This is a genomic window from Pseudoalteromonas sp. SWYJZ19 (assembly GCF_015864375.1).
Lineage (GTDB): Bacteria > Pseudomonadota > Gammaproteobacteria > Enterobacterales > Alteromonadaceae > Pseudoalteromonas > Pseudoalteromonas arctica.
The window spans coordinates 1-26,396 of sequence record NZ_JADYXI010000033.1; the positions used below are offsets into that span (position 1 = coordinate 1).

Below are 26,396 nucleotides of genomic sequence, written 5' to 3' on the forward strand. Positions count from 1 at the left end.
ATTGTTAAAGAACGTTTTGATTCGCTTTAGCGCCTCAAGGGATGCGAATAATACACCCTTTATTTTTCGAGTCAACACTTAGTTTTAAACTTTCTTTCGACAATTTAAAACCGAAGTTTTATTTAACTCTCTGAGTAGTTCCTGCCTCGCTATGCGTTGGCGTTTCCCGTCTCAGTGGGGTCGCATTATAGGGAGATCCGAAAACAGATCAACCCTTTTTTTAGATCTTTTTACTGTTCGAACAAAAATAGAACAAAACCATGTAAAACCATATGAAAACCTTCCTAAGATGATGCTTTTTTGTGCTCTTATTTATTATTTAATACAAATATCATTGCTATGTTTGATTTAGACGTTAAGATAGCAAGTTCACAATGTTAAATTAATGTTTATTTCCTGTTTATTGGTAGATCTAAAATGAAATTACCCGATCAAAAATCTTTTATCTTCTCTGTTATTCTTGCTGTAGTTGGTTTTGTTGTTGTTGAGTTTGCTTTAGGCGGCTTAGCTTTAAACCCTGCATTACTATTTGGTGCTGGTTTATTAATAGGTGCGATTGCTATTGCTGCAATGTCATCTGATGTGACTGAAGAAGCTGAAGTTAAAACAAAAACGCTTTATGTTGGTAACCTTCCTTATCGTGCAAACGAAGGTGTGGTTCGTGCATTATTTGAAGAACAAGGCAAAGTATTCAATGTTCGTTTATTAAAGGATAAGAATACTGGCAAGCGTCGTGGCTTTGGTTTTGTTGAAATGGCGCAAGCTGATGCAGACAATGCAATTGCTAACTTGAACGATAGCGAGTTCCAACAACGTACTTTAAAGGTACGTGAAGCAAAACAAAAACAAGAAGATGATTCTAATGCTCTACGTACTGAGACGGATCAGTCAGTGTAACTAGCTTTACCGCTAGCTTATTGCTAAACACATCAGCCGTTGCATAATATTGCAGCGGCTTTTTTATGTCTGTTAGTTTATTCACACACAAGTTAAGTTGGTTAAGTAGGTAGTTGACTCTGTTTGCTATCGCTACACCTGAATCAAGTAATTTTACATTCCCTTTAAAATACTGACTAATAGGCTCTGCTAATATTGGAAAGTGCGTACATCCTAATACAAGTACATCTATAGTTTTATCTATATGTAGGTCATCAAGCACTTGATGCAACTTGTTTGTATCCAAAGACTCTGTAAAAAAGTATTGCTCAGCTAAAGTTACTAACTCAACACTGCTATATAGATTAACGGTTACATTACGTGCATGCTCAGTAATTAATGTTTTAGTGTATGAACTGGCGACCGTTGCCGGTGTGGCTAATAAGCCAATATGATTTGAACGTGTTAACTCTGCCGCAGGCTTTATTGCTGGCACAACACCTACTATAGGAATATCTGTCATTTGGCGAACAGCGCTAAGTGCAGATGTAGAAGCGGTATTACACGCTATTACAATTAAATCAACGTTAAGCGTATTAGCTTTGATGAAATGAATAAGTGAGCATAATCGGTTAATGATTGTTTTTTGGGATTGAGCACCATAAGGTAGTAATGCATTATCCATAAAATAACTGTACTGAGCATTGGGGATACTTTGCTTTATATGCTCAAGTACAGTAGTTCCACCAATACCTGAATCAAAGACCATTATATGCGCTGACAAACTACCGTTCCCACTTTACTTTAAGAACGGCAGTTTGCCATGAGGTATTTATAAAAGAAAGTAGTTTAACTTTGCGTGGTTTCTAAATCAGCAAGCTCGTCGGCTGCCGAATTTAACTGATTAAGGTTTTCGAACATAGACTTTGTGTAATCTACTAACTTATCTATTTGTTCCTGATCTTGATTTAACCATTGGAGAATGCCAGCTAGCTGATTTTGTAATCCAAGCTCACCCGCTTTTTCAAAAGCATTTTTAAGGTCGTCATTAAAAGGAGCTAAACCCTCCACTACTTGTTTTTCTGGTGCTGGTCTATATTCTTCATAGCTTTTAACTGTTGCTATTGTTTTTGTTTGGCGTAAATCCATAGAAAAAGCCACCAGCTGATCGCTGTCTAAACTCAGCTCTTGCGCTTGTTCAAATGCTTCATCTAAATCACCACCAAAAAAGGTTTTACTTAAATCTTGTAAGTCTTCCATCATCGCATTAATAGCTTCTTGCTCTTGCTCATTTAAGTCACCATTAACCGACATCGAAAATGATACCTGTCGAGATTGCGATGATGAGCTTGCAAACGACTCGCCATTATTGTTTTGCTGATAGCCACTTGCCGACTGAGATTCAAATGCATCTGCAAAGCTAATACTTACCTCGTCACCTTCTGCGGTGGTAAATTTATACTCTGCATTACTCGTCATACTGACATATTGAGCCTGGCTTATATTTACGCTGGCAGGTTGTGGGTTAAATAACGACTCTTCAAACTTATCAAGTCCATTGTAAATACCCTCTTTGGACTTATTAATCCCCTCTTCCATGTCATCATTAAATACGCCAGTACCTTTGAGTTCATCAACAGCGTCGTCAATCCCTATTTGGACGCCTTTGCGCGCGTCGCCTAACATATCTTTGAGCTTTTCGTCATCAGCGCCGTTAGCTTTTGCTTTATTAACAGCACTACTTACAAAATCGAGTACGTTTTTTACTATTTCATCAAAATCAAATAGTGGTTTATCTGCTTTTTTTTCTGCGATAGGCAATCCAAGCTGCTCAGCCATTTTATCGCCAAGCACCTTTGCGGCCAACTCTCGGCCTCGTTGTTGATAGCTATCTTGAGGAGACGTAATTGTAGGTTGCTGTATATCAGCTTTATTATTGAATTTATTGATGTTGTTGTTTGGCGTAAAGCCATAATTACCTATTTTCATGATTCGTCTCCTAAGCGTGCGTAGTTTATTATCGGCTATAACAATAAAAACTAAAGTACAATGTTCAATAAAACAGCATAAATGCTAGCCAAAACTAGACAAATACGCAGCGCTCCCTACAATAGCGCCGATAAACAGATCTTAGATAAGGTAGTAGCGTTAATGGCAGTTATTAAAATAGATACCACACAGTACCAAGCGCAGTTAAGTGAAAAAGAGCAGCGTATTAGTGCGCAGTTTCAACGTTTTGGTGTGGAGCAACTAGAAGTATTTAGCTCAGAGCCAACTAACTACCGCCAACGTGCTGAATTTAGAGTATGGCACGACGGTGACGATCTGTTTCACATTATGTTTGATCAACAAACAAAAGAAAAAATCCGTGTTGATACATTTGATCCAGCAGCGCCTCTAGTAGGTGAAATAATGCAGGTGATGATTGAAAATCTTAAGCCTTGTGAAATATTACGTCGTAAGTTATTTCAAATCGATTACCTATCAACGCTAAGCGGTGAAATTTTAGTAAGCTTGCTTTATCACAAACCACTGGATGATGAATGGTTAAGTGAAATTAAAGCACTGAAAGAAAAGCTTAGCAGTAAATACAAAATTGACTTTATCGGCCGAGCTCGCAAACAAAAAGAAGTACTAGGTGATGACTTTGTAACTGAACGTTTAACAGTTAATGGTCAAGAGCTTATATACCAACAAGTAGAAAATAGCTTTACTCAGCCTAATGCAAAAGTAAATATTAATATGCTGGAGTGGGCACAAGATTTATGTAAACCACTTAAAAATGATTTACTAGAACTGTATTGTGGTAACGGTAACTTTTCAATTGCATTAGCGGGCTGTTTTAATAAAGTATTAGCGACGGAAATATCAAAATCATCTGTTCACTCTGCTCAATACAACATTGCTAAAAACAACGTAGAGAACTTAGATATTATTCGTATGTCGAGTGAAGAGTTTACTCAAGCAATGAATGGCGAGCGTACTTTCTCTCGTTTAGATGGTATTGACCTTAAAAGCTATGACTGCCAAACCATATTAGTTGATCCACCACGCGCGGGCATGGATGAATTAACGTGTGACTTAGTGGCTAATTACGAAAACATAATTTATATATCGTGTAATCCTGAAACCCTTGAGCGTGACCTTGATCACTTAACACGTACGCATAACGTTAAGCGCTTTGCTATATTTGATCAGTTCCCTTATACGCATCACATTGAGTCGGGTGTTTTCTTGCAGCGCAAATAAATACGCTCAGTAAACGTTACCCATAAAAAAGCTCCTTAAGGAGCTTTTTTAGTTTTAGCTAAACTTACTTGTTAGCTAAGTAATTAATCAGTTTGCTAATATCTTCTGGTTCAGTAATACCCGACTCACGACCTAGGTTTAATTTATACTTACCATTTACAATAAATGTAGGTACGCCACGTAGTGCGCCTTTTTCTTTAAAGTAGTCTTGATCGCGTTTCATTTTAGAGCTCAGCGTTCTTACCGAGAAGCTTTTAAACAGCTTATCAAACTTATCGCCATCAACGCCCTGCGCTACAAATATATCTTTTACATCTGCAAGCTCATTAAAACTAGCGCGCTTTGTATGAATATGATTAAAGATTGCAGAGACAATTTTATCTTTTTGCGGAAGCACTTCTGCAGTAGCGAGTGCTTGGCTCATCATCTGTTGGTTTTCTGGGTCGCGTACACCTACAAAATCAACATGGCTCTTTTTAAATTTAACGTTTTTATCAAGCTTAGGCTTAAACTCACCAATTAGTGCTTCCATGTTATTACATGCAGGGCAGTAAAATGAGAAAAACTCTTTAATTTCTGGCTTTTTAGTTGCGCGCTCAGAAACAACGTCGTAATGCACGCCTTCTTCATACGTTGCTGCAAAGCTTGTTGCCGCCATAGGAAGTAGTACTGCAAGCAAACCTGCTTTAACTAATTTAATCATTATTATGCTCCGAAATTTATAGTGCTAATAAAAACGCTACTAACTCATCAAGTTCTTTTTGATTTTTGATGGTGTTGAGGTTTATTTTATATTTATCGTTAACAATAAAAGTAGGTACACCTGTAAGTGCGCCTAATTTTGAATATTTATTTTGTTTGTTTTGCATTGCTTGCTCAGCCGAAATAACTGGCATGCTTGCAATTTCTTGATCAAACGTTGCGCTATCAATACCGTTTACTTCAAGTAATTTTTTAACGTCTTTCATTTCAGTTAAAGGAGCACGCTGAACATGAATACTTTTAAAAATTTGATCGCTAATACTCTGCGCCTGACCATGCTGCTTAGCAATTAAGTAGGCAAAGCTTAAATTACTTTGTGCTTGTGGCGACACGCCACCTAAAAAGTTCACGTGGTTTTTAATAAACTCCGCGCCTTCTGGCAAGCCTTGTTCAATTGCTTTTGCTACTGGTTCAAACTTAAAACAATGTGGACAGTAAAATGAGAAAAACTCGGTTACTTGTGGTGATGTACTTTTGTCTACATCAATAACAGTGTATTGATTATCAACTTCAAACTGTGCAGCAAGTGCTGCAAATGGTAAACATAAAAGTAATAAACTCAGTTTTAATTTTTTAAGCATTTGTATCTCGTTGTACTTGTCTTTAAATAAAATATTACGGCAATAACTTTAACGGTGCTTCTTGCAGTGCTGCAAGTTGCTCCTTCAGTGCTAAAATTTGTTGCTCCCAGTATTTGTCATCAGCAAACCATGTAAAGTTCCGCACAAAGGCAGGATCGCTCCATCGTTTAGCTACCCATCCCATATAATGGATAATACGCATCGCTCGCAGCGGTTCAATTAATTTGAGTTGAGAGTGATCAAAATCACAAAACTCTTCATACGCACTCACAAGGGTGTCTAACTGTAACAGTTGCGTCGCTCTATCGCCACTGAGCATCATCCATAAATCTTGGATTGCAGGACCTTGGCGGCTGTCATCTAAATCAACAAACATGAGCGCATCACCTGCCCACAAAATATTACCAACGTGGCAGTCACCATGTAAGCGAATACTTTGCACATCTTTATACTGTTTTTGCGCCTGCTCTATCACTAAATCTAAAATAGTATAAAAGGCAGTATTTATTCCCATAGGCACTAAGTTACTTTTTTGAAGATGAACTTTGGCTGTATGTAAATACTCCTCGCAGGTAACTGTTGGCCTATAAGTAAAAGGCTTTGTTTTAGCTACTTGGTGCATACGGCCAATTAAACGCCCCATTACATCAAGCTGATCTAAGTTATCAACCTCAAATAAACGCCCGCCTACACTTGGAAACAACACAAACAAATAACCTTCGTGTTCAAACAAGCTTTGCCCATTATATAAAATAGGGGCAACAACAGGCACTTCCGCTTCTGCCAGTTCAAATGCAAAGTCATGCTCTTCTTGAATTTGCTCTTTACTCCAGCGCTCTGGGCGATAAAACTTCACTACGTAACGCAGGCCATCATCGGCTTTAAATTGGTACACCCTGTTTTCATAGCTATTGAGTGCCAACAAACCAGATTCGGCGTACACACCTACGCTTTCTATTGCATCGAGTATTAGGTCAGGTGTTAAGTCAATAAAACTAAATTTACTCATACTCTTCTTATATAAAATAAAAAGCGGGTAATATACCCGCTTTTGTTAATTGCTATATCAACTTACCTATTTAAGGTAGGTTGTGATTATCGCGCTTTAAAAAAGTTACTCGACTGCGATATTGTCTCATCCGGCTCATCTACCGGTGAAAGCACAAAGTTAAACTCTGTCATCGACACCTTCAAATCATAAGGGTCCATTACAAGCGACAATGGCACATTATGAGATTGCCCTGCCTGCACAGTAAATGACTGCTTACCAATATACTTAAAGTTATCTAACCCTTGCACTTTAATATTAAAAGTTTGCTCGTACTGCGCTTTATTAATTACCTTTAATGTGTAGGTGTTCTCTACTAAACCATCAAAATCGACACGATATAGTTGGTTTCGATCACGAATGATATCAAAGTCCATTGTTTTACGCAGCGCTATATTAGCTACAAGTGCTCCCGTAAGCACAACAAGTATGACCGTGTAACCAATGATTTTAGCTCGTAGTGGATTCGTTTTATTTTCTGGGGTTTCGAGGTTTCGCTCTGTCGTATATGAAATAAGCCCACGCGGGTATTCCATTTTATCCATTACGCCATCACACGCATCAATACATGCACCACAGTTAATACACTCAGCTTGTAACCCATTTCTAATATCAATACCTGTTGGGCACACTTGAACACACAAGTTACAGTCTATACAGTCGCCTAGCTCTAAATCTTCATGATCTACTTTACGTGAACGAGGACCACGGCTTTCACCACGGCTTTCGTCGTACGTTACAGTGTATGTATCTTTATCAAACATAGCTGATTGAAAACGTGAGTAAGGGCAAATGTGTAAACACATAATTTCACGCATCCAACCGGCATTACCATAGGTACACGCAGCAAAGAAAATAATACTGACTAGTGCATAACCACCCACGTTAAACGTTACAAAATCAGGAAGTAACTCTCTGATTGGCGTAAAGTAACCCACAAAAGAAATGGCGGTATATAACGAAAACAATACCCAACTAGTATGCTTTGCCGTTTTACGCCAAAACTTATCAAAATTCATGGGTCGTTGATCGAGTTTTTTACGCTGATTAGCCGTGCCCTCAAGCTTTTCTTCAAACCAAATAAAAATAAAGGTCCAAACAGTTTGCGGACATGTGTAGCCACACCACACCCGTCCATAGAAGGTGGTCACTAAAAACAGCGCAAATGCTGCCAGCATAAAAATAAACGCTAATATGGTAAAATCTTGAGGCCATAGCGTTAAACCAAAAATATTGTATTTTTGACCAATTAGATCAAACAGCACTGCTTGCTGGCCGTTAAAATTAATCCAAGGAAGTAACATAAACGCAAGTAGGCCTAAAAAGCCAATGCGCTGCCTAAGTAATTGATGTAGGCCTTTTACGGCACGCACATAAATACGATTTCGGGGATTGAACCTATCATCTTGACGGCTTAAATCCGGTTTTTGGATTTTCACCTCTACAGGGATATTCTTTACTTTAATTTGCTTGTCCATCGAAGTTCCTCAACGCCGCTTGGAAATAAAAATCCAGCAATACTCAAGTACTCTATACTTAAAGCTAGCAAGTTACTTGCTAGGCAGATTTACTTTAATAAATTGCCTTCTCGAATACTTTCAGATATTTCAGAAATATCTGACTGCTGTTAACCATTATAACAATGTTGGTTAAAATTACTGGCATAGATCGCTAATAATTTATTCATCCCAGTTACTTGCTTTTAAAATGCAGTTTATTACACTGCATGGTAATTCAACCCTACTTAGATCAAGGTTTACGTATCCATGAAAAAATTTATTATTTTGGTAGTTGTGATCCTTGCCTTTTTTACAATCGATCATCCGCTTATAAAAGAACCTCGCGAAAGGTTATTAGGCGAAGGCATTGGTTTTTTAAGTGATGCAAGTAAGGTTAACAGAAGCCCTGCTGCAAATATGGCTAAAAATAGAATCAGCACTCAACTTAAATTGTCTGAATCTGAGGGTGAGTACGTAGAAAAAACGTTTACAACAGATGACTCTGTTCAGTTATTTCACCTACGCTATTGTCGTGAACGTGACTTAAACCTTTATTTTTATGGCGATCGTTTAAATACAGTATGTAAAATAGTGACTGAAGCATTAGAGCAAAAGCGAGCAAAGTAGTGGATTTTTCAGGATTAAATAAAAAAGCAAGCGACTCATTTCATAAACAACGCAATATGCTCAAGCAATTAGCACAAGGCAAAACGTTAAAGTGTGAGAAGTGTAATGGGGTGTTAACACTTAATTTAGCCACCAGTGAACCAGGTAAAGGCGTAGTAAAGTGCAAACAAGGCTGCACGGATATTATATTAGAGCTAGGCACTTAGATTAAACTAAGCGCCAGGTATTAATAATTACTCTTCCCAACTCTCGTCGGTTATCAAACCGCTATTAATTGCGACCACTTCAATTAGTTCAGCAAACCCTAATGCAAAGTCACCCATTGATTCATATTGGTACTGACACAAGGCTTCTATAGTCATGTTATTTTGTTTGGCAATCTGAGCTATTGCTAGCTGGTCGAGTGCAAAAAAGCTTAATGTACTTAACGCACTTTCTAATGCTTGTTTAAAGTCAGTGTCTAATTGCGGTGCATTTAACAAAGGCTCTGCGTAAGCTTTGGTTGCAACTAAGAAACCTTTACTCCATGACTTACAAAACTCAGCATCAAATGTGTTAGGTAATTTGTATCCTGTTTCAAATACTTGCTCACTAATTTTATGATATAGCGCCATAAACAAGAAAAGTACTTCTTCATCTAAATCATTAGCTGTATTTGGCAATATCTGCTCAAGCCACTCATGCACATCTAATGGATTGGGCGAACAAATAACGCCAAATAAATAGCCTTGGCTTTGTTGAAGGGTCATTGCTTGAGATTGGGTATTTAAAAATATGCTGAGCTGCTTTGCGTGCAGCTCAGTAAATTGGGGTATTTGCATTAAAACTCTTTATATTCAAACATTAAAAGTTGAGCGGGTAACGACCTTGGCTATCTGGTCGGCCTAAAAATTTAACCGCATCATGTACATCTTTAGGTAAGCTAGCATCTGGTTTTACATAACCTGCCACACTAAAGTCGAAATTAGCTTTAAGTGTAGCATCTGCCTCAAGGCCAAGCGTATTATCTCGGTCAATTAATATAGCAATATCGCCCGACTTACAGCTTAACTTACCAGCCAGAGGGCCAATATTAAACCACCCATTTAAGCCTTGCACGTCAATATTAGGGCTCGCTATTTCACCTTTTAGTGAATCACAATAAGGTGCACCTGAGCTGTATTCATCAAGTTCTAAAATTACACGCCCTTTAGCGGTTACAGGTAGGGGAAGCTGCACGCGCTGCATTGCACGCTCTACTGTTGAGCGCACTAGGCCGTCAGTCACTTTAACTTCTTGATTAAAAAGCCCATAACTTACATCAGCATAACCCGAGATATCACTACGCTCTCGTGCATTACCAAACTTCACATTCGCATTTAGCTTGCCTGTAAATAACTTCCAGCCAGCAATGTCCCAGCGCACATTATTTAACTGTTCACCATCAAAACGAACTTGCATCATTTGACCTTGCCAAACAGTGCCTACAGTTTGCCCTACTTCTAATTGCTTTGGAAAGTACGGTTTTGCTATATCTAGTGCAATATGTGCTGGTAATTTAATAATACAAAACACAATAAAACTAATTAAAAAGACAGCCGATAACGTTATTATTTTTTTCATTAATTAATTCTCTAATACTAAACGGCTTACACGCACATAGCCTGATTTATCATCGCGGCTCAAATCTAAGTTTTCAATTTTTAAGCCGTGTTGATTCACTAGCTCATCTAACCACTCTATTAACTGATTAAATTCTACAGAGTCGAGCGTCAAACGTAGCGAATCACTACTTGGCTGCATTTTACTAATACTTATTTGATGGCGCCCACGTGTAGAATTAACAATTTGGCTTAAGTTTGCATTGCTAGCAACACTGGTGTTACCCGCAGCCTTTAGTTTAACAATACTGTCATCAACCCAAGCTAATAGCTCTTGTTGTTTAATTTGAGATTGCTGTGCCTTTTCTATCGCATTATTTAATGGTCGAAATATTCCCATTACTAAAACAAAAATAATAAACACGCCACCAGCGACCATTACCAATTGTTGTTCTTGCTCTTTAAGCGAGCGCCACTGTTGCATTAACTGCTTTTTCATACTGCACCTCGCAGTTTAATTTCACCAACGACATAATCACCGTCGTTATTTAAAGACCCTTGCTCAACAGTTAAACCTTGTTTTTCAAGTATGATTTTTACTTTACCAAAGGTTTGGAAGTCTTTAGCACGTGCACGAATGCGCAGCTCATTGCGACGTTTGTCATAACGAAGTGTTTCAGGTGTAAATTCGCTAACTTGCGAAAATACATCAACCAAATTAGTCGTTAAGTCTAAAAAGCCCGACTCACTTGAGCCTTGCACTTTATCTAACGCGCCTTTAATTTGGCTTTTAATTAGATTGGGGCGAACTTTAGTTCCTGGGAATGCTTTTTGGTATCTGTCGACTACTTGAGCTTTAGCTACTTCTACTTGTGTATTAAGTTGGTGTAACTCAATAGCTTTTATTGTAATAGTAGAAACCAATGCAACACTTGCTATAATTGCGGCGCCTTTCCAGTAACCCCACCATAAAGCGCTTTGTTTTTTAAGCTGATACATACCTTGGCGTAAGTTAAAGTTAACGCTATCTAACTGCTTTGCAAATAATGCTAGAGGTAAGTCGTACTCACTCGTTTGCGCTTGTAAGTTAACGCTTTCTGGAAACTGACTAGCTGGGCTAAAATGCTTAATATCAGGATTACCCATGGCTGTTAAGTAGCCATTTAACCAACTAGATTCAACCGCACCTATATGCCATTGCCCCTGCTTAAATAACCATTGGTTATTGAGCTCGATAGCGGTAACTGCGCCATCATCTGCAAGCGGTAACAACAAAGCATCGGGTAATATTCTGTATACTGATAGATTATGCTCTACAAATAATGCGAGCCATTGTTCAAACCATTCACGGTCTGTCATTGCTACACGAATTGCATGTTGCTCACCAAGCATTGTCGGCTGCGCTACTGCTATAAACAGTTCATCTACGTCACATGCTATGTCTTCTTCAAGCATGTATGGCAATGCTTGCTCAAGCTTGCGATTCCATTTTGTTGGCAAAGCGACCGTTTTTAATTGCACTTGATCACTGGGTAACAACACGACCACTTCTCGGGTAAGTGCTTTTTCGCTTAGCTCACTTAAATGCTCTGCATTTGGTAACTCGCCACTGGCTATTATTTCTTGTTCTTGTGGTGAGTAAATTAACCAATTAAGCAATTCTTGCTCGGTTTGACCCGTGCGGATCAACAGTATTTCTGTCACTGTACGCCTCCAAATTTTCGCGCCAGTATCGTTACGTCACCGTCTTTAGCGTGCAGTAATGTGGTCATCGAAAAACGCAGGTCGACAAAATTTGCCTGCGTTTGTAATTTAAAATATTCGCTTTTAATACTAAATAAACTTTTGACTGAGTCGGTATTAGTACCGCCTTGTTGCTTCACCTGTTCAAAAAATTCATCAATGGTGTCAAAGCCAGTTTGCGGTCTTGCACCTATCACAGCCTCTGCACCAGATAAGCTCAAGCTTTCTATTAAGGCACTGAGTATAAGTGCTTGCTCTGGGATTAATGTATTTACGTTAATAGATAAAAGCGTACTGCCTGGTATTACACATACATATGGCAGTACTTTTTCCATCACTAATGGGTTGAAGCCCTTAACCAAGCGTAATTCCGATGTTGATGCAAATAAACTATTGGCTGTCATATACGGAAAATCTCGTGATAAGTACTCGTCTTCTTCTGCGCCTGAGCGATATGTAATACTGTTCTCATCAAGCCAATCAAATACACTATCTGCCATCGTCTCTTCTGATTCGTCAGCAGGTAAATCTTCAATGTTTTCAAGTAATGCAAAGAGCGCTTTGTGTGCAGGGTTTGTTTTACTTGCGCTATTTTCTTCTGGCGCTATGGCTAAAGCATTTAAATTTAAACATGCTTGTAAATCAGTAATTTTGCCACTTAACGTGCCGTTATCAACAGGGTATGAAGCATCACCTTGAGTTGCCCAAACTTGATCAAGTGTTGTTTTATCAGCATCATCTTTTTTACTTTGTATTAGCCCTTTAATAGCAAGCTCTTCTGCACCATAGGCATACCATTTAGCTTGCTGGTGACCTTGCAAATTAGTACTTTTTTGCACTTGAACCATTAAATTAGCACTCATTTCTACTGCTAAAATAGCCGCTAATGCCACAATAAACAAAACAATAACAAGTGCTGCGCCGCGCGATGATTGCTGCTTAACCATTATTCACATCCGTACTTTGTGTAGCAACAACTTTGCCTTGCCCAGGAACTAAAAATACACGACGAATTGGCTCTGCTTCTATTTGTTGCAAAGTAACAGCAACCGCTTTAGGGAGAGCTTTAATTTCCCACTGTTCTTGCCATTCGTTTTTATCATCCAAAAACTCAAACTTAAGCTCTTCAACATTTTCTAGTACACGTTGAACTCGCGGTTCCATATTATCAAGCTGATCAACATAAACCCGATAAACACGCTCAAGGTTATCGTCTATCACTCTATAACCAACGGCTTGTAGTTCTGAACGTGGCAATAAATTAATTGGATTTATCCAGCCATCTCGTACAAACGCAATACCATCGTATTGGCTTTCTAAAACGTAACGACCAGCAAGTAAATATTGTTCTTGAACATCACCAGATTCGTTTCGTACTGCACGTTTAGTCATTTGGCTAAAATCTTGATCCATTAACCTAAATGTTGTTTGCAACCCATTTAACTCAGCAATTTTTTCATCGGAGGCATCTTTTGCTCTTGTTGTCGTCTCGAGTATTTGATGAGTAGCAATAATAACAAAAGCTAAAATACCCAGTGCTACCATAACTTCAAGTAATGTAAACCCGCGCTGCTTCACTTACTTTTTGCCTTTATTTAGATACGTTGATAACTCATATGCCGAATGCTCATATTTTTCATCCGTAAAAACATTTATGGTTAACTTAACAAAGCTTTTGTCAGCAGTGGCTGTTACTTCTTGCTGCCAAAACCATTCAACACCGCCCATTACTTCGCTGCCTTTAAGGTTATTTTTACCTTGCCATTGTTCGCCTTTAGTACGCTGTTCAATAATAACGTTTTCGGCGACCCAAGATGCATAGGTTTGCTCTTCAATAGTCGTTAAGTGGTGTATGTGCTCGCTTGTTGCTTGCATTGCAGCTATACCCGCCATGGCACAAATACTTAATGCCACTAATACCTCTAATAAGGTAAACCCTTTAGTGCGCTTCATTATTCTGGTTCTCGGCGAAAGTTTACTGGTGCAGTAAATTCACCTTCAATGTAATACACAGGTTCGCTTTGCTCTTTTAACTCTAATATAAGTTGAAACGCGCTTACCTCACCTGATGACAAAATAAGCACTTGTGGGATTTTTAACTTTTTAAGCTCAAGTAAACTGTCCTCATCGCCGCCACTCATAAGTTCGCGCCAGTTAGATTGCTCTAAGAGGTTATCTTGCGCCCACGCTAAATCTTCTAAGTTAAGCGTGAGCTTTAATCTTTCATCTAACTCTATTGGTTTAAAAAGATCTTCACGGTCAAAGGTAATCCACTTTTCACCATCGAAAACTAAATACTCTAACGTATTTTCTTCTACTAATAAGCCCAATTCAACTTGGTTTAAAATGGCAAATTCCGATGCCATGTTAATGGTGGTATGCAGCCTTAATGCTTGAGTATCTAACTCTTCCTCAGCACCGCCTTCTAAGCTATATACCACCATTTTTGTAGCAAAAGCGATGATCACTAATACCACTAAAATTTCTATTAAACTAAAGCCTCTACTTTTTGCATGGCGCTGCTTAAGGCTTGCTTTCATAGCAAGCCTCTAGCATTAACATGTTCATACAAAGCAGTGTACTTAAGCATTATTGTTTTTCTTCGTCCCAGTTACCGATATCATCATCAGTACCTACTTCACCATCTGGGCCCATAGAAAAAATATCAAACTTGCCAATTTCACCTGGGCTAATTAGCTGATATAGATTACCCCATGGATCTTCTGGTAATTCATTAATAAAACCACCGTCAGGGAAACGTTTTGGAACCGGTTCAATGCTTGTTTGAGTAACTAGCGCTTCAAGACCTTGCTCTGTGCTTGGGTAGCTCTTATTTTTAAGCTTGTATAAGCTCATTGCATCTTCTAATTGCTGAATATCTAGATGCGCTTTATCGATAGCAGCCTCTTCTTGCTGACCCATAATGTTAGGTGCAACAATTGACATAATCATCCCGATGATAACCAGTACCACCATCACTTCTAGTAAAGAAAAACCTGATTGTTTATTCACGTAATTACCTCATTATTCTAAAAACATTAAGTAAAAATGGTTTAGGTAAAACCATTAATATATTTAAAAATTTATTCTAACTTAAAGTCCAACAGCTTTATTCATCGCCATTATTGGCTGCAATATTGCCATTACTATAAATAATACAATAACCGCCATTGAGGCGATCATCGCAGGCTCTAGTAGTTTAAGCGATACATTAACCATGCTCTCAAATTCGCGATCTTGGTTATTTGCAGCACGCTCTAACATTTGCTCTAGTTCACCTGATTTTTCACCACTTGCTATCATATGCAGCATCATTGGTGGAAACAACTTAGTTTGCTGAAGTGCGGCCCTTAAGCTTGCACCTTCACTCACTCTATCGGATGCATCTGCAACCGCTTTTTTAATTTTTTCGTTAATTAATACACCGCCCGAGATACGCATCCCCTCGAGCAATGGTACCGAGCTTGACGATAAAATACTTAAAGTACGCGCAAAACGTGCGGTGTTAATACCACGAGCCACTTTACCTATACCAGGCATATGTAGCACTCGGTCATCCCACCAAAAGCGTATTTTAGGCTGCTTAAGTGCATGCTTAATACCAATGGCTATAGCTGTAATAGCTATTAAACTAATAAACCAATAATTTTGCACAAAATGGCTGCCTGCCATAACCCATTCGGTTGTCCAAGGAAGTACTTGTTTTGTTTTTTCAAACGTTTTTAATATTTTTGGTACTACAGTACCAAGCAATACCGACACAATACCGATTGCAAATACCACTAAAATAATAGGGTAAACCATAGCCTGAGTTATTTGGCTACGCATATGTTGGCGCTGCTCGGTATAGTCGGCTAAACGATTAAGTACTTGGTCAAGGTGACCCGACTTTTCGCCTGCAGCTACCATTGCACGATATAAGTCGTCAAAAACATGAGGAAACTCACTAAGACCATCGGCAAGTGTGTAACCTTCAACCACTTTTGAGCGTACCGACATAAGCATCCGCTTTAAACGCGGCTTTTCGCATTGCTCAGCAACCGCCATAACAGCGCCTTCAACAGGAAGTGCCGATTGAATAAGTGTTGCTAATTGCCTTGTAATTAATGCTAAGTCTGAGGTTGAAATTGTCGGCTTAAAAAAGCCACCGAGTAAAGGGGCTTTTTCGCCTTTGACTTGTTTATCACTTTGCGCCGCAGGGACAACTTCAAGCGGCGTAAGTTTTTGATCACGTAAAGTTTGGCGAATTTGTTTAGCTGTATCGGCTTCTAAAATGCCTTTTTTTTCTTTACCTCGGCCATCCAAGGCACGGTATTCAAACGCCGCCATAGTTAACCTTCCTCACGGGTAACACGCAATACTTCTTCAAGTGTTGTTTTACCTACAAGTACACGGCTACAACCATCTTGGCGAATACTTGGGCTGCGCTTACGAATGTATTTCTCTACGCTTTGCTCGCCTTTACCGTTGTGAATCATTTCGCGTATTGTTTCATCAACTACAAGTAACTCGTGAATACCCGTACGACCACGATAGCCATTAAAGTTACACTCTTCACACCCTACTGCTCGATAAATTGTCGGTTGGCTTTCAAAAGGAACCCCTAACAGCTGGCATTCATGCTCATCAGCCGTGTGACCTTCTTTGCAGGTATTACACAATGTACGTACTAGCCGTTGCGACAACACACCGAGTAACGACGATGAAAGTAAGAATGGTTCAACACCCATATCTTCCATACGTGTAATTGCACCCGATGCGGTATTAGTATGCAGAGTAGACATAACAAGGTGGCCGGTAAGTGACGCTTGAACACCAATTTGCGCAGTTTCAAGGTCGCGTATTTCACCCACCATTACCACATCAGGATCTTGGCGTAATATTGCACGTAAACCACGTGCAAATGTCATATCAACTTTTGCATTAACTTGTGTTTGCCCAATGCCTGGAATTTCGTACTCTATCGGATCTTCAACGGTAAGAATATTGCGATCGCGTGAGTTAATTTGGCTCATACCAGCGTATAGAGTGGTACTTTTACCAGAGCCCGTTGGCCCTGTTACTAAAATAATGCCGTGGGGTTTACTAATTAAATCTGAAAACAATGCACGGTTATCTGCGGTCATACCTAAATCTTCAAGGTTTAAACGCGCGTTGTTTTTATCAAGTAAACGTAGTACTACACGCTCACCAAAGCTCGATGGCATTGTAGACACACGCACATCAACTGCACGCCCGGCAATACGTAAGCTAATACGGCCATCTTGTGGAATGCGTTTTTCGGCTATATCAAGCTTAGCCATTACTTTAATACGAGACACAAGTAACGATGCAAGTTTACGATTAGGCTTAAGTACTTCTTTAAGCACGCCATCGACCCTAAAGCGAATAACAAGCTCTTGCTCGAAGGTTTCGATATGAATATCAGAAGCCCCTTCTTTAATCGCTTCACTTAGCATGGCGTTAATAAGCTTGATTATTGGCGCATCATCGTCACCAGCCAGTAAATCTTCAGTTTGCGGAAGTTCATCAGCAAGTGAGAATAAATCAACCTCGTTGCCAATATCTTCCATCATTTGTTGTGTTTCAGAGCTATCACGTTGGTATGACGCTTCAAGCAATAGCTCAAATTTATCATCAGCCAATTGCTCAAGTGTAAAACCATGGCCTGCGATACGGCGTACTTCTAATAGTACTTCCACATCTAGCTCACCACGGTAGTAAACTATGCGGTGATCTTTGTTTTTGCCAAGTAACACACCTGCACGTCTTGCATAGGAAAACGGCAAACGCTTTGCTGGTAACTCAACTAACACATCACTCGTTAATAGCTCATCCTGATTATGCGTTTTAGGATGAACCACATCTTGGTTTATCTCTTGAATCGCATTAGTCATCTTTACGCTCTTGTGCATTTTGTTTACGCAGAGACTCTTCATACGTAGGGGGAAGTACTAATTCGTCATTCCACTCAGGTAAAATAGGCGTATCAGTCATTGGCATTAACTCAATACCGTCTTCTTTTTGTTTAAACTGCTCACCACGAATAAAGTTATATTTATTAAAGCTTAACTTATTCATGCTTACACCATCACGAATAATGGTTGGGCGAATAAACACAATAAGATTACGCTTACGGCGCGTTGTATTCGTTGATCTAAACAAGTGGCCTAAAATAGGGATATCGCCTAATAAGGGCACCTTAGAAACACTTTCTTGTACGTCTTCGTCAATTAAGCCGCCAAGTACAACCATACCGCCATCATCGGCCATAACTGTTGTTTTAATTGAACGCTTATTTACTGAAATATCAACCGCAGTTGCACCACTTACGCTCGATACTTCTTGCTCAATCGTAAGCTGTACTGCAGAGCCATCGTTAATCTGTGGCGTAACTACCAGCTTAATACCTACTTCTTGACGCTCAACTGTTTGAAATGGGTTAGCATTGTTACTGCCTGTTTGTGAGCCTGTAATAATAGGCACTTCTTGACCGACTAAAATAGAGGCTTCTTCGTTATCCATTGTAGTAATAGAAGGGGTAGCCAAAATATTTGAATTTGTATCAGTGGCAACAGCCTGAATAATTGCGCCCCAATCATTTTTAACAACGCCCAGCGCTAAACCATTAATGCCACTTAGCAATGAAGCAAGCGCATCATAGTCACCCTCAGTCGTTTCGTCATAACTGGTAACGGTTCCAGTTTCTGTACCAATGATAGTTTTAGTTACAGTTGTATCTTGTGCTTGCTCTGCAGCAACAGCTAATGAACCAACGGGAACCGTAGTGCCGTTGTTAAACTGCAACATACCGCCCTGCTCAGAAATCCACTGCAGCCCTAAGTTAACCCCGTCGCCTTCCATTACTTCAATAATAATCGCTTCAACCAGTACTTGGGCACGGCGAATATCAAGGCGTTCAATTACTGATTCTAATGATCGCATTGTGTCTGGCTGTGCGGTAATAATTAATGAGTTTGAGTCAGGATGAGACTCTATACTGCTTTCATTATTGCTTCTGCTACGAGTTTTAGTAGTACCGCCTTGTGCATCTTCAACAAGTGACTTACTAACACCCTGCAATACTTTGACCAAATCTTCAGCTTTAGCATAATTTAAGTAAAACACCTTGGTGTTACCTTGGCTTTCTAGCTCACCATCTAAGCGCTTAATAAGCTCAATAGCACGTGTACGTGCTTGACCTTCACCACTTACAATAACGCTATTAGTTCGGCCATCAGCCACAACTTTTGGAATTAAAAATTCAGGCACACTGCCTTTACCGCTGTCTTTATAAATATTGTCTACCACAGAGACAACATCATCTGCCGTCGCATATTTTAGCTTAACGATGTCTACACGCTTGTCACCCGCTTGATCAACAGAGCGAATAATCTCAACTAAGCGATTAACCGATGCAGCATGACCTGTTAGCATCATTACGTTAGCCGCATTAAAGTTAGCAACGTGGCCACCATCTTTTTGATCGCTAAATTGACGAACTAGAGGACCAAGCTCCTGCACACTTACATTTTTAACACGTACAACACGCGTAATCATCATGTCGCCGCTAGCTTCACTACCTTCGTCAATAAGTGGCACATTTGATTTTTTAGCGTCTGAACTTTTTTCTACCTTAATTATGCCATTGTCCATTTCAACAGCTGAGTAGCCATAAACTTCCAATACATTTAAGAAGAACTGATAATAAAGTGCTTCGTCCATTAACTCATAACTGCGAACATTTACCTTTCCGCGCACGTTAGGGTCAATAATGACTGTTTTATTAAGGTTTTTACCAACAATATTAATGAACTCGTTGATATCAGTTCCTTTAAAGTTAGCAGCATATTCAACAGCAGAAACAGACAAAGAAATACTTGCCGCCAAAAAAAGTGCTGCGTACTTAGCTAACCCTTTTTTAATTTTTTTGAGGTGTAGCACCTGAACCATCGTATTAAAACTCCAAAGCTAAATTATTGCAGACTAAATTGCACATCAATTTGTTCACCATCACGTTCTATAGTGATATTGGCATCTGTACTATTACGCAGCTCATTAATAGCTGACATAGCCTGTTTTAAATCTGTTAATTGATAGCCATTTATAGAAATGGCTAAATCGTTATTTTTTAAACCCATTTGCTTAAACAGCTCAGGCTCTTTACCTGGACTTAAGCGATATCCAATTAGCTCACCATCATTCATGGCTTGTGAAACACGTATATAGTCAAATAGCTTGCCCGGCTCTTCGAGTAACTCTTCACGTGTTTCTATAATTGCTTCTTTAACGTCCGGATCTGCAGTGGCATCTATTTGTAGATCACTTGGTTCTAATTTTTGCGGACCCATTTCAGAATCATCACGCGCAGCGAGTACTGGCATAGACACCTTCTTACTGAAATCGAGTCCATCAAGCATTAATGTTTCAAAGCGTCCATTAACACTCAAAATAATACGATCCGGCAATATTTGTGCAACTTCAGCACGCGTACCCGATACTACTTCATCAACAAGATAGCTTACTTGCTTACCTTGTGATTCAATAATTGCGATACCTGCTTTGTCATCGTTATTAACCGCTACGATACCGGTTAAATTGATACTTAAGCGCGTTTCTGGCGCATTATTTATTACCTGCGATTGCTTTGCAGTATTATTGTTGTTTGTTACAGTTTTTTTACCAAATAAAAATTGCTCAATAATATGCTGCGCTGAGTTGTTACTCGCACCAGATGACTGGTTAGCATAATGAGTAGGGGTAAGTAGAGTTACTGGTGGTTTTGGCCACAAAAGCCAAACAAGTTTTGATAATAAAAATGCAAGATAAACAACAACTAACAGTGTCACTAATGCACTTAACTTAGCATGCGGTAAACGAGTTAAAAATTGTTTTAGTTGTTGGATTTGCTGTTCCATAAATAGTGTTCTTATTTTAATTTACTGCGTTAGCGCGTACCCATAGTACCCTTTCATTTTTCTTTCAACAAGCACACTAATATTAAACTTTGTAAACAGATTAAATTAACTTTACATAACAGTACAAAAAGTAAACTGCCGTTGTAATACCTTCATCCTACGATGATTTCATGATAAATTTTAAGCTATAAAAACGTGGGGAAATGCCTTATGAGTAAAAAAAGTAATGCTAATACCAGCTCAGACCCTGTAGATGGGTTAAAAGTTCGATTAGATAAATGGTTATGGGCTGCGCGATTTTATAAAACTCGTGCAGTTGCACGCGAAATGGTGCAAGGCGGCAAAGTACATTATAATGGGCAACGTACAAAAGCGAGTAAAATAGTAGACGTTGGCGCAAAAGTAAAACTGGCTCAGGGCGTAGATGAAAAGCTGATAACTATACTCTCAGTGCTTGAAAAACGTCAAAGCGCCCCCATTGCACAGACCATGTATCAAGAATCTGATGCAAGTATTGCTAAACGCGAAGAAAACAGCATCGCACGCAAAAATAACAGCTTTTTTGCTCCTCATCCGGATAAAAAACCGGATAAAAAGCAACGACGCGAACTTTTAAAAATGAAATCAAGTTAGGTATAGCCGCTCATGCAACAAGATTTACTTCACCGTTATTTATTCAACGAACTAGATGTTCGTGGCGAACTCGTACAAATCGAGAATGCTTATAATGAAATGATTGCCGACCATAATTACCCAGACCCTGTTAAAGCATTACTAGGTGAGTTACTTGTTGCAACCTGTTTATTAACCGCCACTTTAAAGTTTGAAGGTGAAATTGCAGTACAGCTTCAAGGTGATGGACCAGTTAAATATGCAGTTATAAATGGTGATGATAAACAAAACATGCGTGGTATTGCACGCCTGCAAAGCGAAATTACGGGCACAACTGTAAAAGAGCTTATTGGTCAGGGCTATATGGTGATCACTATTACACCAAGTAAGGGTGAACGTTACCAAGGTATAGTTCCGCTAGAGCATGATACTCTGAGTGAATGTATCGAAAGTTACTTTGAGCAGTCAGAGCAATTAAAAACACGCCTTTGGTTTGCAACCGACACAACAGAAGGTAGCGCAAAAGCATGTGGTCTATTTTTACAAGTACTCCCAGTTGATAAACAAAAATCAATTGAAGACTTTGCACACCTAGAAGCATTAAGTAATACAATTAAAGATGAAGAACTATTATACCTTGATGCTAATACTGTCCTTACACGCCTTTATCACGAAGATAATCCTCGCGTATTTGAACCTCAAGCGATTAAATTCAAATGTGGTTGTAGTCGTGATAAAACAATTACTGCGCTTGTTAATATTGGACAAGAAGAACTACTTAAAGACGTAGCTGAGAAAGGGTCTGTTAATATTAACTGTCATTACTGTTTAAAAGAGTATGTTTTTAACGAACAAGATATAAAAAGCATTTTCAACTAAATGTTCAGCTTCATCTATATATAGTAATTAAAGCCGCAAAATATGCGGTTTTATATTATAAAAAGATGATACCGGTGTCATCTTTTCTGCTAATTTCATGACACCGGTATCATTGAAATTATTCATGTTTTTTCTTAAATATATGTGTTTTTAGAGGCTTTACGGGCTCGAATATCTTAAAACCTTCTGTTACTATAATTTCAGTTTAAGGGCACTGATAACCCCAGAGCTATCCGTTCAAACTCTCACACATAGTTAGGTATAAACATGACTACAGGCGCTACACGTTTTGTCGATTTAACCGCAGCTGAACTTGTCGAGCATGCGATCCGCCGTGGCGAAGGTACTTTAGCCGCAAATGGTGCTTTTGTTGCAATTACAGGAAAACGAACTGGTCGTTCACCAAAAGATCGTTTTATTGTACAAGAAGCAACAACTCAAAATGATATTCAATGGGGCAACGTTAATCGTCCATTTGATGCAGACAAATTTGACGCATTATGGGCTCGCGTAGAATCACATGTTCAAAGTAATGACCACTTCACCTCTCACCTAGAAGTTGGCGCAGACCCTGAGCATTATCTACCTGTAGTTGTAACTACAGAAACAGCGTGGCACCATATTTTTGCCAAAAACATGTTTATCGAACCGCAGAACTATAACGCTTCAAACTTACCACAATGGCAAGTAATGAACGTTCCTTCGTTTGTATGTGAGCCAGAACGTGATGGCACAAATAGCGATGGCACCGTTATTATTAACTTTGCACAGCGTAAAGTATTACTAGCAGGTATGCGTTACGCCGGTGAAATGAAAAAATCGATGTTTTCTGTACAAAACTTCCTACTACCAGCAAAAGGTGTATTACCAATGCATTGTTCTGCTAACGTTGGTGAAGCAGGCGATACAGCATTATTCTTCGGTTTATCTGGTACGGGCAAAACAACTCTTTCAGCAGATCCTACTCGCTTTTTAATTGGTGATGACGAGCACGGCTGGGCACCTGGAAGCGTGTTTAATATTGAAGGCGGTTGTTATGCTAAATGTATCGACCTGTCACAAAAGAATGAACCTGTAATTTGGAATGCTATTCGCTTTGGCACTATTTTAGAAAATGTAGTGTTAGATGAAAAAGGCGTTCCAGATTTTAACGATACTAGCCTTACTCAAAATAGCCGTGCAGCATATCCACTTGAACACGTTGAAAAACGTAAAGTAGAAAACCGCGCAGGCGAACCTAAGGCTGTTGTATTTTTAACTTGTGATGTAAGCGGTGTATTACCACCGGTTTCTATACTTAGCGAAGAAGCTGCTGCTTTTCACTTTTTAAGTGGATACACAGCAAAAGTTGGTTCTACTGAGATTGGTTCAACTAGCGATATTGAATCAACATTTTCGACATGTTTTGGCGCACCATTCTTCCCACGCCCTGCTGGTGTTTACGCTGAGCTTCTTATGAAGCGTGTACGCGAGTTTGGCGCTAAGGTGTACCTTGTGAATACAGGTTGGACTGGCGGCCCTTACGGCACAGGTAAACGTTTTGATATCCCAACTACTCGTGCAGTAATTGATGCAATCGTATCTGGTAAATTAGCGGGTGTTGAAACTCAGCACATTGATGTTTTAAACCTAGATGTACCGGTAGCAGTTCCAGGTGTAGATACTAACTTACTTAATCCTATTAATACGTGGGAAGATAAAGCTAAGTACAATGAATATGCAGCAAAACTTGCCGCAGACTTCACTGAAAACTTTGCTAAGTATGACGTATCAGACGATATAAAAAATGCAGGACCTAAAGCTTAAATAAGCTTCAAGTTTGTATTTTAACGCCAGCCAAGGGCTGGCGTTTTACTTTCTAAATACCTAATTTAATAAGTGCGACAAAATGCCGCACAACTCATATCAAAAAACCATATAATATACCGCGTAATTAATCATTCTTTAATGCCCAATAAACCTGCATTACTCATTACGGCTATTTAATTAATGACACTAAAGCTTTCATGGCGAAAAATATTCAGGCGGTTACATTTATACTTAGGTCTATCGATAGGTGTTTTACTTGCTATTATTAGCCTTTCTGGCTCCGTATTAGTTTATTACCCACAAATAGACTTACTGCTAAATCCAGCAAATGACGCTATTACAAACATAAAAACGCCTAATTGGGATCAAGCATATAATACGCTAAGAGCCAATTTCCCTTCAAAGCAAGGGCCATGGCGATTAGAAAACACAGGTATAAACTCAGTAATTCCCGCGCGATACTACAATCCAATAGAAACAAAAGAGCAAGGCTTTGCCCCCTTAATGGTATGGCTATCTAGCAGTAGTGATAAAGTAATACGTAAAAACTATTGGGGAAAATACTTAGTAACTTGGATGTACAACTTACATTTTTCATTACTAACAGGAGCAACGGGCACTCTCGTTGTTGGCTATATAGGCATAGCCTCAATAGTTCTTCTTATCTCTGGATTCTTTGCTTGGTTTCCAAAGCCTGGGCAGTGGGTAAAGGCACTAAAATTTAAATCTCGTAGCTCTAAAATAGGTTTGCTATACGACTGGCATAAACTAATTGGTTTAACCTTCTGCATACCGCTACTAGCTTTAACTGTTACAGGTGTTATGCTCGCTATTCCAAAACAAACAGATCCTATATTAACCGCTCTAGTTAGCGATATAAACTCCCCACCAAAAACACAAATTCAACCGAGCAAACAAACCAATATTCCTTTATCACAAGCGGTATTAATAGCTGAAAAAGCATTACCGAATACGCGTTTAGCTTGGGTTGAAACAGCATCAAACTTAAATGCTATTTACAGATTAAGATTTCAAACTGTAAACGATCCTTCGTATCGCTTTCCACATAGCTATATAGAGGTTAATGCACTTACAGGAAAGTTAGAGAGCGTGTTTAATATAGATAAGCAAAGTACGGCTAGTAAAATAAAAAACTGGATACACCCTCTACATGACGGCAGCATTGGCGGTAACATTTTAAAAGTCATTTGGGTGCTGAGTGGCTTTGGACCTGCTGCATTGTTCTTTATTGGCGTATATAGGTGGTTAGTTAGAACCAAGAGAATATAAAAATAAAATAAATTTTACGCCAATCTCCCTAGTTAAATGATCTATTTGAGGTCAAAAATTTCTTTATTTCGTTGTTCTCGCCTATTACTCCTAAGTTGCTCAACCTTCTGTATCCATGCAATCGTATATCAGAAATTTCTAACGCAATTAACGTCAAGTTCAATCCACCAAATTGATTAGGTATTATTGCCGATTAGTATAATTATCAGGTATGTGTATTTATTCTGCACGCGCTAAAACTACAGTTAGTTACAGATGTAATGCGGTAAATCACTTAGGTAAACTTAGCGCACAATAGTGCCCCCCAATTAATTGCTTACTAGTGTCTGTAAATAAGGCTATATACCTAATGGGAATGTCTAATAGGCTACTGAATAGTTAAAGCAAGGCTCTTTACAATGTGAAGCCTGCGTAATGTCACGATACCCACAGCGGTGGAGAGTCACGTAGTAAATGCTACTTTATTGGCCGAATGGGGTATCGAGGGTTTTTGTTGTGATTTTAACGTCGGGAGTCGCTGCACTCGCCCGCCCTACGTGATAGGTGTTGATGTGAGTGTGCATTAATTACGCGCATTTACTTTTCTGCAGACGTAAAAAAGCCCGAATCGTTAGATTCGGGCTCTCTACAATTTGAAGCCTGGTGATGTCGTAGTGCCCACAGCGGTGGAGAGCCACAGTGAAATGCTACACTATCATCGGTCGAAGCTTTGGTTTCACTACTGAGTTCGGCATGAGCTTTTGGCTATTTACTAAATCCCAGATAGCAAAAAACCCGTCACATTGCTGTAACGGGTTTCTTTAATTTGAAGCCTGGTAATGTCCTACTTTCACATAGCAAATGCTACACTATCATCGGCGCTGTTTCGTTTCACTACTGAGTTCGGCATGGAATCAGGTGGGTCCAAAACGCTATTGTCACCA

General features: G+C 39.2%; 27 protein-coding genes and 1 rRNA gene. 8 read left to right on the forward strand and 20 right to left on the reverse strand.

Annotated features, from left to right (window positions below):
- The first annotated feature begins 417 nt into the window (after nt 1-417).
- Nucleotides 418-897, forward strand: coding sequence for an RNA recognition motif domain-containing protein (locus tag I6F45_RS20095; protein WP_007582860.1), 480 nt, complete (start codon nt 418-420; stop codon nt 895-897).
- Here I6F45_RS20095 and murI read toward each other — a convergent pair.
- Together murI and I6F45_RS20105 are read right to left on the reverse strand one after the other, a co-directional pair.
- A complete protein-coding gene (gene murI, locus I6F45_RS20100) occupies nt 860-1,660 on the reverse strand; it encodes a glutamate racemase (protein ID WP_166379497.1) in 801 nt (266 codons plus the stop codon). The genes I6F45_RS20095 and murI overlap by 38 nt on opposite strands.
- A 65-nt stretch (nt 1,661-1,725) precedes the next feature.
- Nucleotides 1,726-2,865 carry a DUF5610 domain-containing protein gene (locus tag I6F45_RS20105; protein WP_197161873.1) on the reverse strand — a complete coding sequence of 380 codons (1,140 nt, stop codon included), beginning with the start codon at nt 2,863-2,865 and terminating at the stop codon, nt 1,726-1,728.
- Between the two features lie 162 nt (nt 2,866-3,027).
- Between I6F45_RS20105 and trmA the strand changes: the two genes are divergently transcribed.
- On the forward strand, nt 3,028-4,125 hold the full coding sequence (gene trmA / locus I6F45_RS20110) for a tRNA (uridine(54)-C5)-methyltransferase TrmA (protein ID WP_197161877.1): 1,098 nt from the start codon (nt 3,028-3,030) through the stop codon (nt 4,123-4,125).
- 64 nt (nt 4,126-4,189) lie between these two features.
- On the opposite strand, the gene I6F45_RS20115 is transcribed toward trmA, so the two are convergent.
- The 4 genes from I6F45_RS20115 to ccoG all read right to left on the reverse strand — a co-directional run bounded on the left by I6F45_RS20115 (nt 4,190) and on the right by ccoG (nt 7,994).
- Nucleotides 4,190-4,828: a thiol:disulfide interchange protein DsbA/DsbL gene (locus I6F45_RS20115; RefSeq protein ID WP_010555409.1), complete on the reverse strand. Its 639-nt coding sequence runs from the start codon at nt 4,826-4,828 to the stop codon at nt 4,190-4,192.
- 16 nt (nt 4,829-4,844) lie between these two features.
- Complete coding sequence (locus tag I6F45_RS20120) at nt 4,845-5,468, reverse strand: thiol:disulfide interchange protein DsbA/DsbL (RefSeq protein ID WP_007586563.1); 624 nt, start codon at nt 5,466-5,468, stop codon at nt 4,845-4,847.
- Between the two features lie 34 nt (nt 5,469-5,502).
- Nucleotides 5,503-6,477, reverse strand: coding sequence for a serine/threonine protein kinase (locus I6F45_RS20125; RefSeq protein WP_010555410.1), 975 nt, complete (start codon nt 6,475-6,477; stop codon nt 5,503-5,505).
- A gap of 86 nt (nt 6,478-6,563) precedes the next feature.
- On the reverse strand, nt 6,564-7,994 hold the full coding sequence (ccoG, locus tag I6F45_RS20130) for a cytochrome c oxidase accessory protein CcoG (protein ID WP_007586568.1): 1,431 nt from the start codon (nt 7,992-7,994) through the stop codon (nt 6,564-6,566).
- A 288-nt stretch (nt 7,995-8,282) separates the two neighbouring features.
- Here ccoG and I6F45_RS20135 point away from each other — a divergent pair, with 288 nt between their 5' ends.
- Entirely contained in the window at nt 8,283-8,642 is a 360-nt protein-coding gene (locus I6F45_RS20135; RefSeq protein WP_007586569.1) for a hypothetical protein, read from the forward strand.
- Nucleotides 8,642-8,848, forward strand: coding sequence for a hypothetical protein (locus tag I6F45_RS20140; protein WP_007586570.1), 207 nt, complete (start codon nt 8,642-8,644; stop codon nt 8,846-8,848). The genes I6F45_RS20135 and I6F45_RS20140 overlap by 1 nt, the downstream gene beginning before the upstream one ends.
- 27 nt (nt 8,849-8,875) lie before the next feature.
- Here I6F45_RS20140 and I6F45_RS20145 read toward each other — a convergent pair whose 3' ends face one another.
- From I6F45_RS20145 to gspC, 13 genes are all read right to left on the reverse strand, one after another.
- Nucleotides 8,876-9,463 (reverse strand): UPF0149 family protein, encoded by a 588-nt coding sequence (locus tag I6F45_RS20145; RefSeq protein WP_197161881.1) that lies wholly within the window; start codon nt 9,461-9,463, stop codon nt 8,876-8,878.
- Between the two features lie 22 nt (nt 9,464-9,485).
- The gene (locus I6F45_RS20150) at nt 9,486-10,244 is read right to left on the reverse strand and encodes a type II secretion system protein N (protein ID WP_197161884.1); all 759 of its coding nucleotides are present in this window, start codon (nt 10,242-10,244) and stop codon (nt 9,486-9,488) included.
- 3 nt (nt 10,245-10,247) lie between these two features.
- Entirely contained in the window at nt 10,248-10,721 is a 474-nt protein-coding gene (gene gspM, locus I6F45_RS20155; protein ID WP_010555411.1) for a type II secretion system protein GspM, read from the reverse strand.
- Entirely contained in the window at nt 10,718-11,926 is a 1,209-nt protein-coding gene (gspL, locus tag I6F45_RS20160) for a type II secretion system protein GspL (RefSeq protein ID WP_024591438.1), read from the reverse strand. The genes gspM and gspL overlap by 4 nt, the downstream gene beginning before the upstream one ends.
- The gene (gene gspK, locus I6F45_RS20165; RefSeq protein ID WP_197161887.1) at nt 11,923-12,912 is read right to left on the reverse strand and encodes a type II secretion system minor pseudopilin GspK; all 990 of its coding nucleotides are present in this window, start codon (nt 12,910-12,912) and stop codon (nt 11,923-11,925) included. The genes gspL and gspK overlap by 4 nt, the downstream gene beginning before the upstream one ends.
- Nucleotides 12,905-13,543, reverse strand: a complete 639-nt coding sequence (gene gspJ, locus I6F45_RS20170; protein ID WP_010555413.1) for a type II secretion system minor pseudopilin GspJ — start codon at nt 13,541-13,543, stop codon at nt 12,905-12,907. Before gspJ ends, gspK begins: the two co-directional genes overlap by 8 nt.
- Nucleotides 13,544-13,918 (reverse strand): type II secretion system minor pseudopilin GspI, encoded by a 375-nt coding sequence (gspI, locus tag I6F45_RS20175; RefSeq protein WP_002962039.1) that lies wholly within the window; start codon nt 13,916-13,918, stop codon nt 13,544-13,546. It lies immediately after the preceding gene.
- A complete protein-coding gene (locus I6F45_RS20180) occupies nt 13,918-14,505 on the reverse strand; it encodes a pilus assembly FimT family protein (protein WP_039488557.1) in 588 nt (195 codons plus the stop codon). The genes gspI and I6F45_RS20180 overlap by 1 nt, the downstream gene beginning before the upstream one ends.
- Before the next feature lie 49 nt (nt 14,506-14,554).
- On the reverse strand, nt 14,555-14,977 hold the full coding sequence (gene gspG / locus I6F45_RS20185; RefSeq protein ID WP_007586585.1) for a type II secretion system major pseudopilin GspG: 423 nt from the start codon (nt 14,975-14,977) through the stop codon (nt 14,555-14,557).
- 81 nt (nt 14,978-15,058) lie between these two features.
- The gene (gspF, locus tag I6F45_RS20190; protein WP_002962033.1) at nt 15,059-16,294 is read right to left on the reverse strand and encodes a type II secretion system inner membrane protein GspF; all 1,236 of its coding nucleotides are present in this window, start codon (nt 16,292-16,294) and stop codon (nt 15,059-15,061) included.
- A 2-nt stretch (nt 16,295-16,296) separates the two neighbouring features.
- A complete protein-coding gene (gene gspE, locus I6F45_RS20195; RefSeq protein ID WP_010555415.1) occupies nt 16,297-17,862 on the reverse strand; it encodes a type II secretion system ATPase GspE in 1,566 nt (521 codons plus the stop codon).
- The gene (gene gspD, locus I6F45_RS20200; RefSeq protein WP_197161890.1) at nt 17,855-19,918 is read right to left on the reverse strand and encodes a type II secretion system secretin GspD; all 2,064 of its coding nucleotides are present in this window, start codon (nt 19,916-19,918) and stop codon (nt 17,855-17,857) included. Before gspD ends, gspE begins: the two co-directional genes overlap by 8 nt.
- A gap of 23 nt (nt 19,919-19,941) precedes the next feature.
- Nucleotides 19,942-20,883, reverse strand: coding sequence for a type II secretion system protein GspC (gene gspC, locus I6F45_RS20205; protein ID WP_010555417.1), 942 nt, complete (start codon nt 20,881-20,883; stop codon nt 19,942-19,944).
- A gap of 210 nt (nt 20,884-21,093) precedes the next feature.
- On the opposite strand from gspC, the gene hslR reads away from it, so the two are divergent.
- From hslR to I6F45_RS20225, 4 genes are all read left to right on the forward strand, one after another.
- Nucleotides 21,094-21,516, forward strand: coding sequence for a ribosome-associated heat shock protein Hsp15 (gene hslR, locus I6F45_RS20210; RefSeq protein WP_007586590.1), 423 nt, complete (start codon nt 21,094-21,096; stop codon nt 21,514-21,516).
- A 12-nt stretch (nt 21,517-21,528) separates the two neighbouring features.
- On the forward strand, nt 21,529-22,374 hold the full coding sequence (hslO, locus tag I6F45_RS20215) for an Hsp33 family molecular chaperone HslO (RefSeq protein ID WP_165729497.1): 846 nt from the start codon (nt 21,529-21,531) through the stop codon (nt 22,372-22,374).
- Nucleotides 22,375-22,641: 267 nt separating this feature from the next.
- Nucleotides 22,642-24,180, forward strand: a complete 1,539-nt coding sequence (locus I6F45_RS20220) for a phosphoenolpyruvate carboxykinase (RefSeq protein WP_007586595.1) — start codon at nt 22,642-22,644, stop codon at nt 24,178-24,180.
- A gap of 183 nt (nt 24,181-24,363) precedes the next feature.
- Nucleotides 24,364-25,473, forward strand: coding sequence for a PepSY-associated TM helix domain-containing protein (locus I6F45_RS20225; RefSeq protein WP_197161893.1), 1,110 nt, complete (start codon nt 24,364-24,366; stop codon nt 25,471-25,473).
- 810 nt (nt 25,474-26,283) lie between these two features.
- Here the strand turns inward: I6F45_RS20225 and rrf are convergent.
- Nucleotides 26,284-26,396 (reverse strand): 5S ribosomal RNA (gene rrf, locus I6F45_RS20230); the annotation flags it as partial.

Coding starts and splice junctions, on each gene's coding strand:
- gspK (WP_197161887.1), bottom strand. CDS start 12,912: ATGGTTAAGCAGCAATCATCGCGCGGCGCAGCACTTGTTATTGTTTTG.
- I6F45_RS20115 (WP_010555409.1), bottom strand. CDS start 4,828: ATGATTAAATTAGTTAAAGCAGGTTTGCTTGCAGTACTACTTCCTATG.
- I6F45_RS20225 (WP_197161893.1), top strand. CDS start 24,364: ATGACACTAAAGCTTTCATGGCGAAAAATATTCAGGCGGTTACATTTA.
- I6F45_RS20180 (WP_039488557.1), bottom strand. CDS start 14,505: ATGAAAGCAAGCCTTAAGCAGCGCCATGCAAAAAGTAGAGGCTTTAGT.
- gspD (WP_197161890.1), bottom strand. CDS start 19,918: ATGGTTCAGGTGCTACACCTCAAAAAAATTAAAAAAGGGTTAGCTAAG.
- trmA (WP_197161877.1), top strand. CDS start 3,028: ATGGCAGTTATTAAAATAGATACCACACAGTACCAAGCGCAGTTAAGT.
- hslR (WP_007586590.1), top strand. CDS start 21,094: ATGAGTAAAAAAAGTAATGCTAATACCAGCTCAGACCCTGTAGATGGG.
- gspC (WP_010555417.1), bottom strand. CDS start 20,883: ATGGAACAGCAAATCCAACAACTAAAACAATTTTTAACTCGTTTACCG.
- gspE (WP_010555415.1), bottom strand. CDS start 17,862: ATGACTAATGCGATTCAAGAGATAAACCAAGATGTGGTTCATCCTAAA.
- gspM (WP_010555411.1), bottom strand. CDS start 10,721: ATGAAAAAGCAGTTAATGCAACAGTGGCGCTCGCTTAAAGAGCAAGAA.
- I6F45_RS20095 (WP_007582860.1), top strand. CDS start 418: ATGAAATTACCCGATCAAAAATCTTTTATCTTCTCTGTTATTCTTGCT.
- I6F45_RS20120 (WP_007586563.1), bottom strand. CDS start 5,468: ATGCTTAAAAAATTAAAACTGAGTTTATTACTTTTATGTTTACCATTT.
- I6F45_RS20105 (WP_197161873.1), bottom strand. CDS start 2,865: ATGAAAATAGGTAATTATGGCTTTACGCCAAACAACAACATCAATAAA.
- I6F45_RS20135 (WP_007586569.1), top strand. CDS start 8,283: ATGAAAAAATTTATTATTTTGGTAGTTGTGATCCTTGCCTTTTTTACA.
- ccoG (WP_007586568.1), bottom strand. CDS start 7,994: ATGGACAAGCAAATTAAAGTAAAGAATATCCCTGTAGAGGTGAAAATC.
- I6F45_RS20220 (WP_007586595.1), top strand. CDS start 22,642: ATGACTACAGGCGCTACACGTTTTGTCGATTTAACCGCAGCTGAACTT.
- hslO (WP_165729497.1), top strand. CDS start 21,529: ATGCAACAAGATTTACTTCACCGTTATTTATTCAACGAACTAGATGTT.
- I6F45_RS20145 (WP_197161881.1), bottom strand. CDS start 9,463: ATGCAAATACCCCAATTTACTGAGCTGCACGCAAAGCAGCTCAGCATA.
- I6F45_RS20125 (WP_010555410.1), bottom strand. CDS start 6,477: ATGAGTAAATTTAGTTTTATTGACTTAACACCTGACCTAATACTCGAT.
- I6F45_RS20150 (WP_197161884.1), bottom strand. CDS start 10,244: ATGAAAAAAATAATAACGTTATCGGCTGTCTTTTTAATTAGTTTTATT.
- gspF (WP_002962033.1), bottom strand. CDS start 16,294: ATGGCGGCGTTTGAATACCGTGCCTTGGATGGCCGAGGTAAAGAAAAA.
- gspI (WP_002962039.1), bottom strand. CDS start 13,918: ATGAAGCGCACTAAAGGGTTTACCTTATTAGAGGTATTAGTGGCATTA.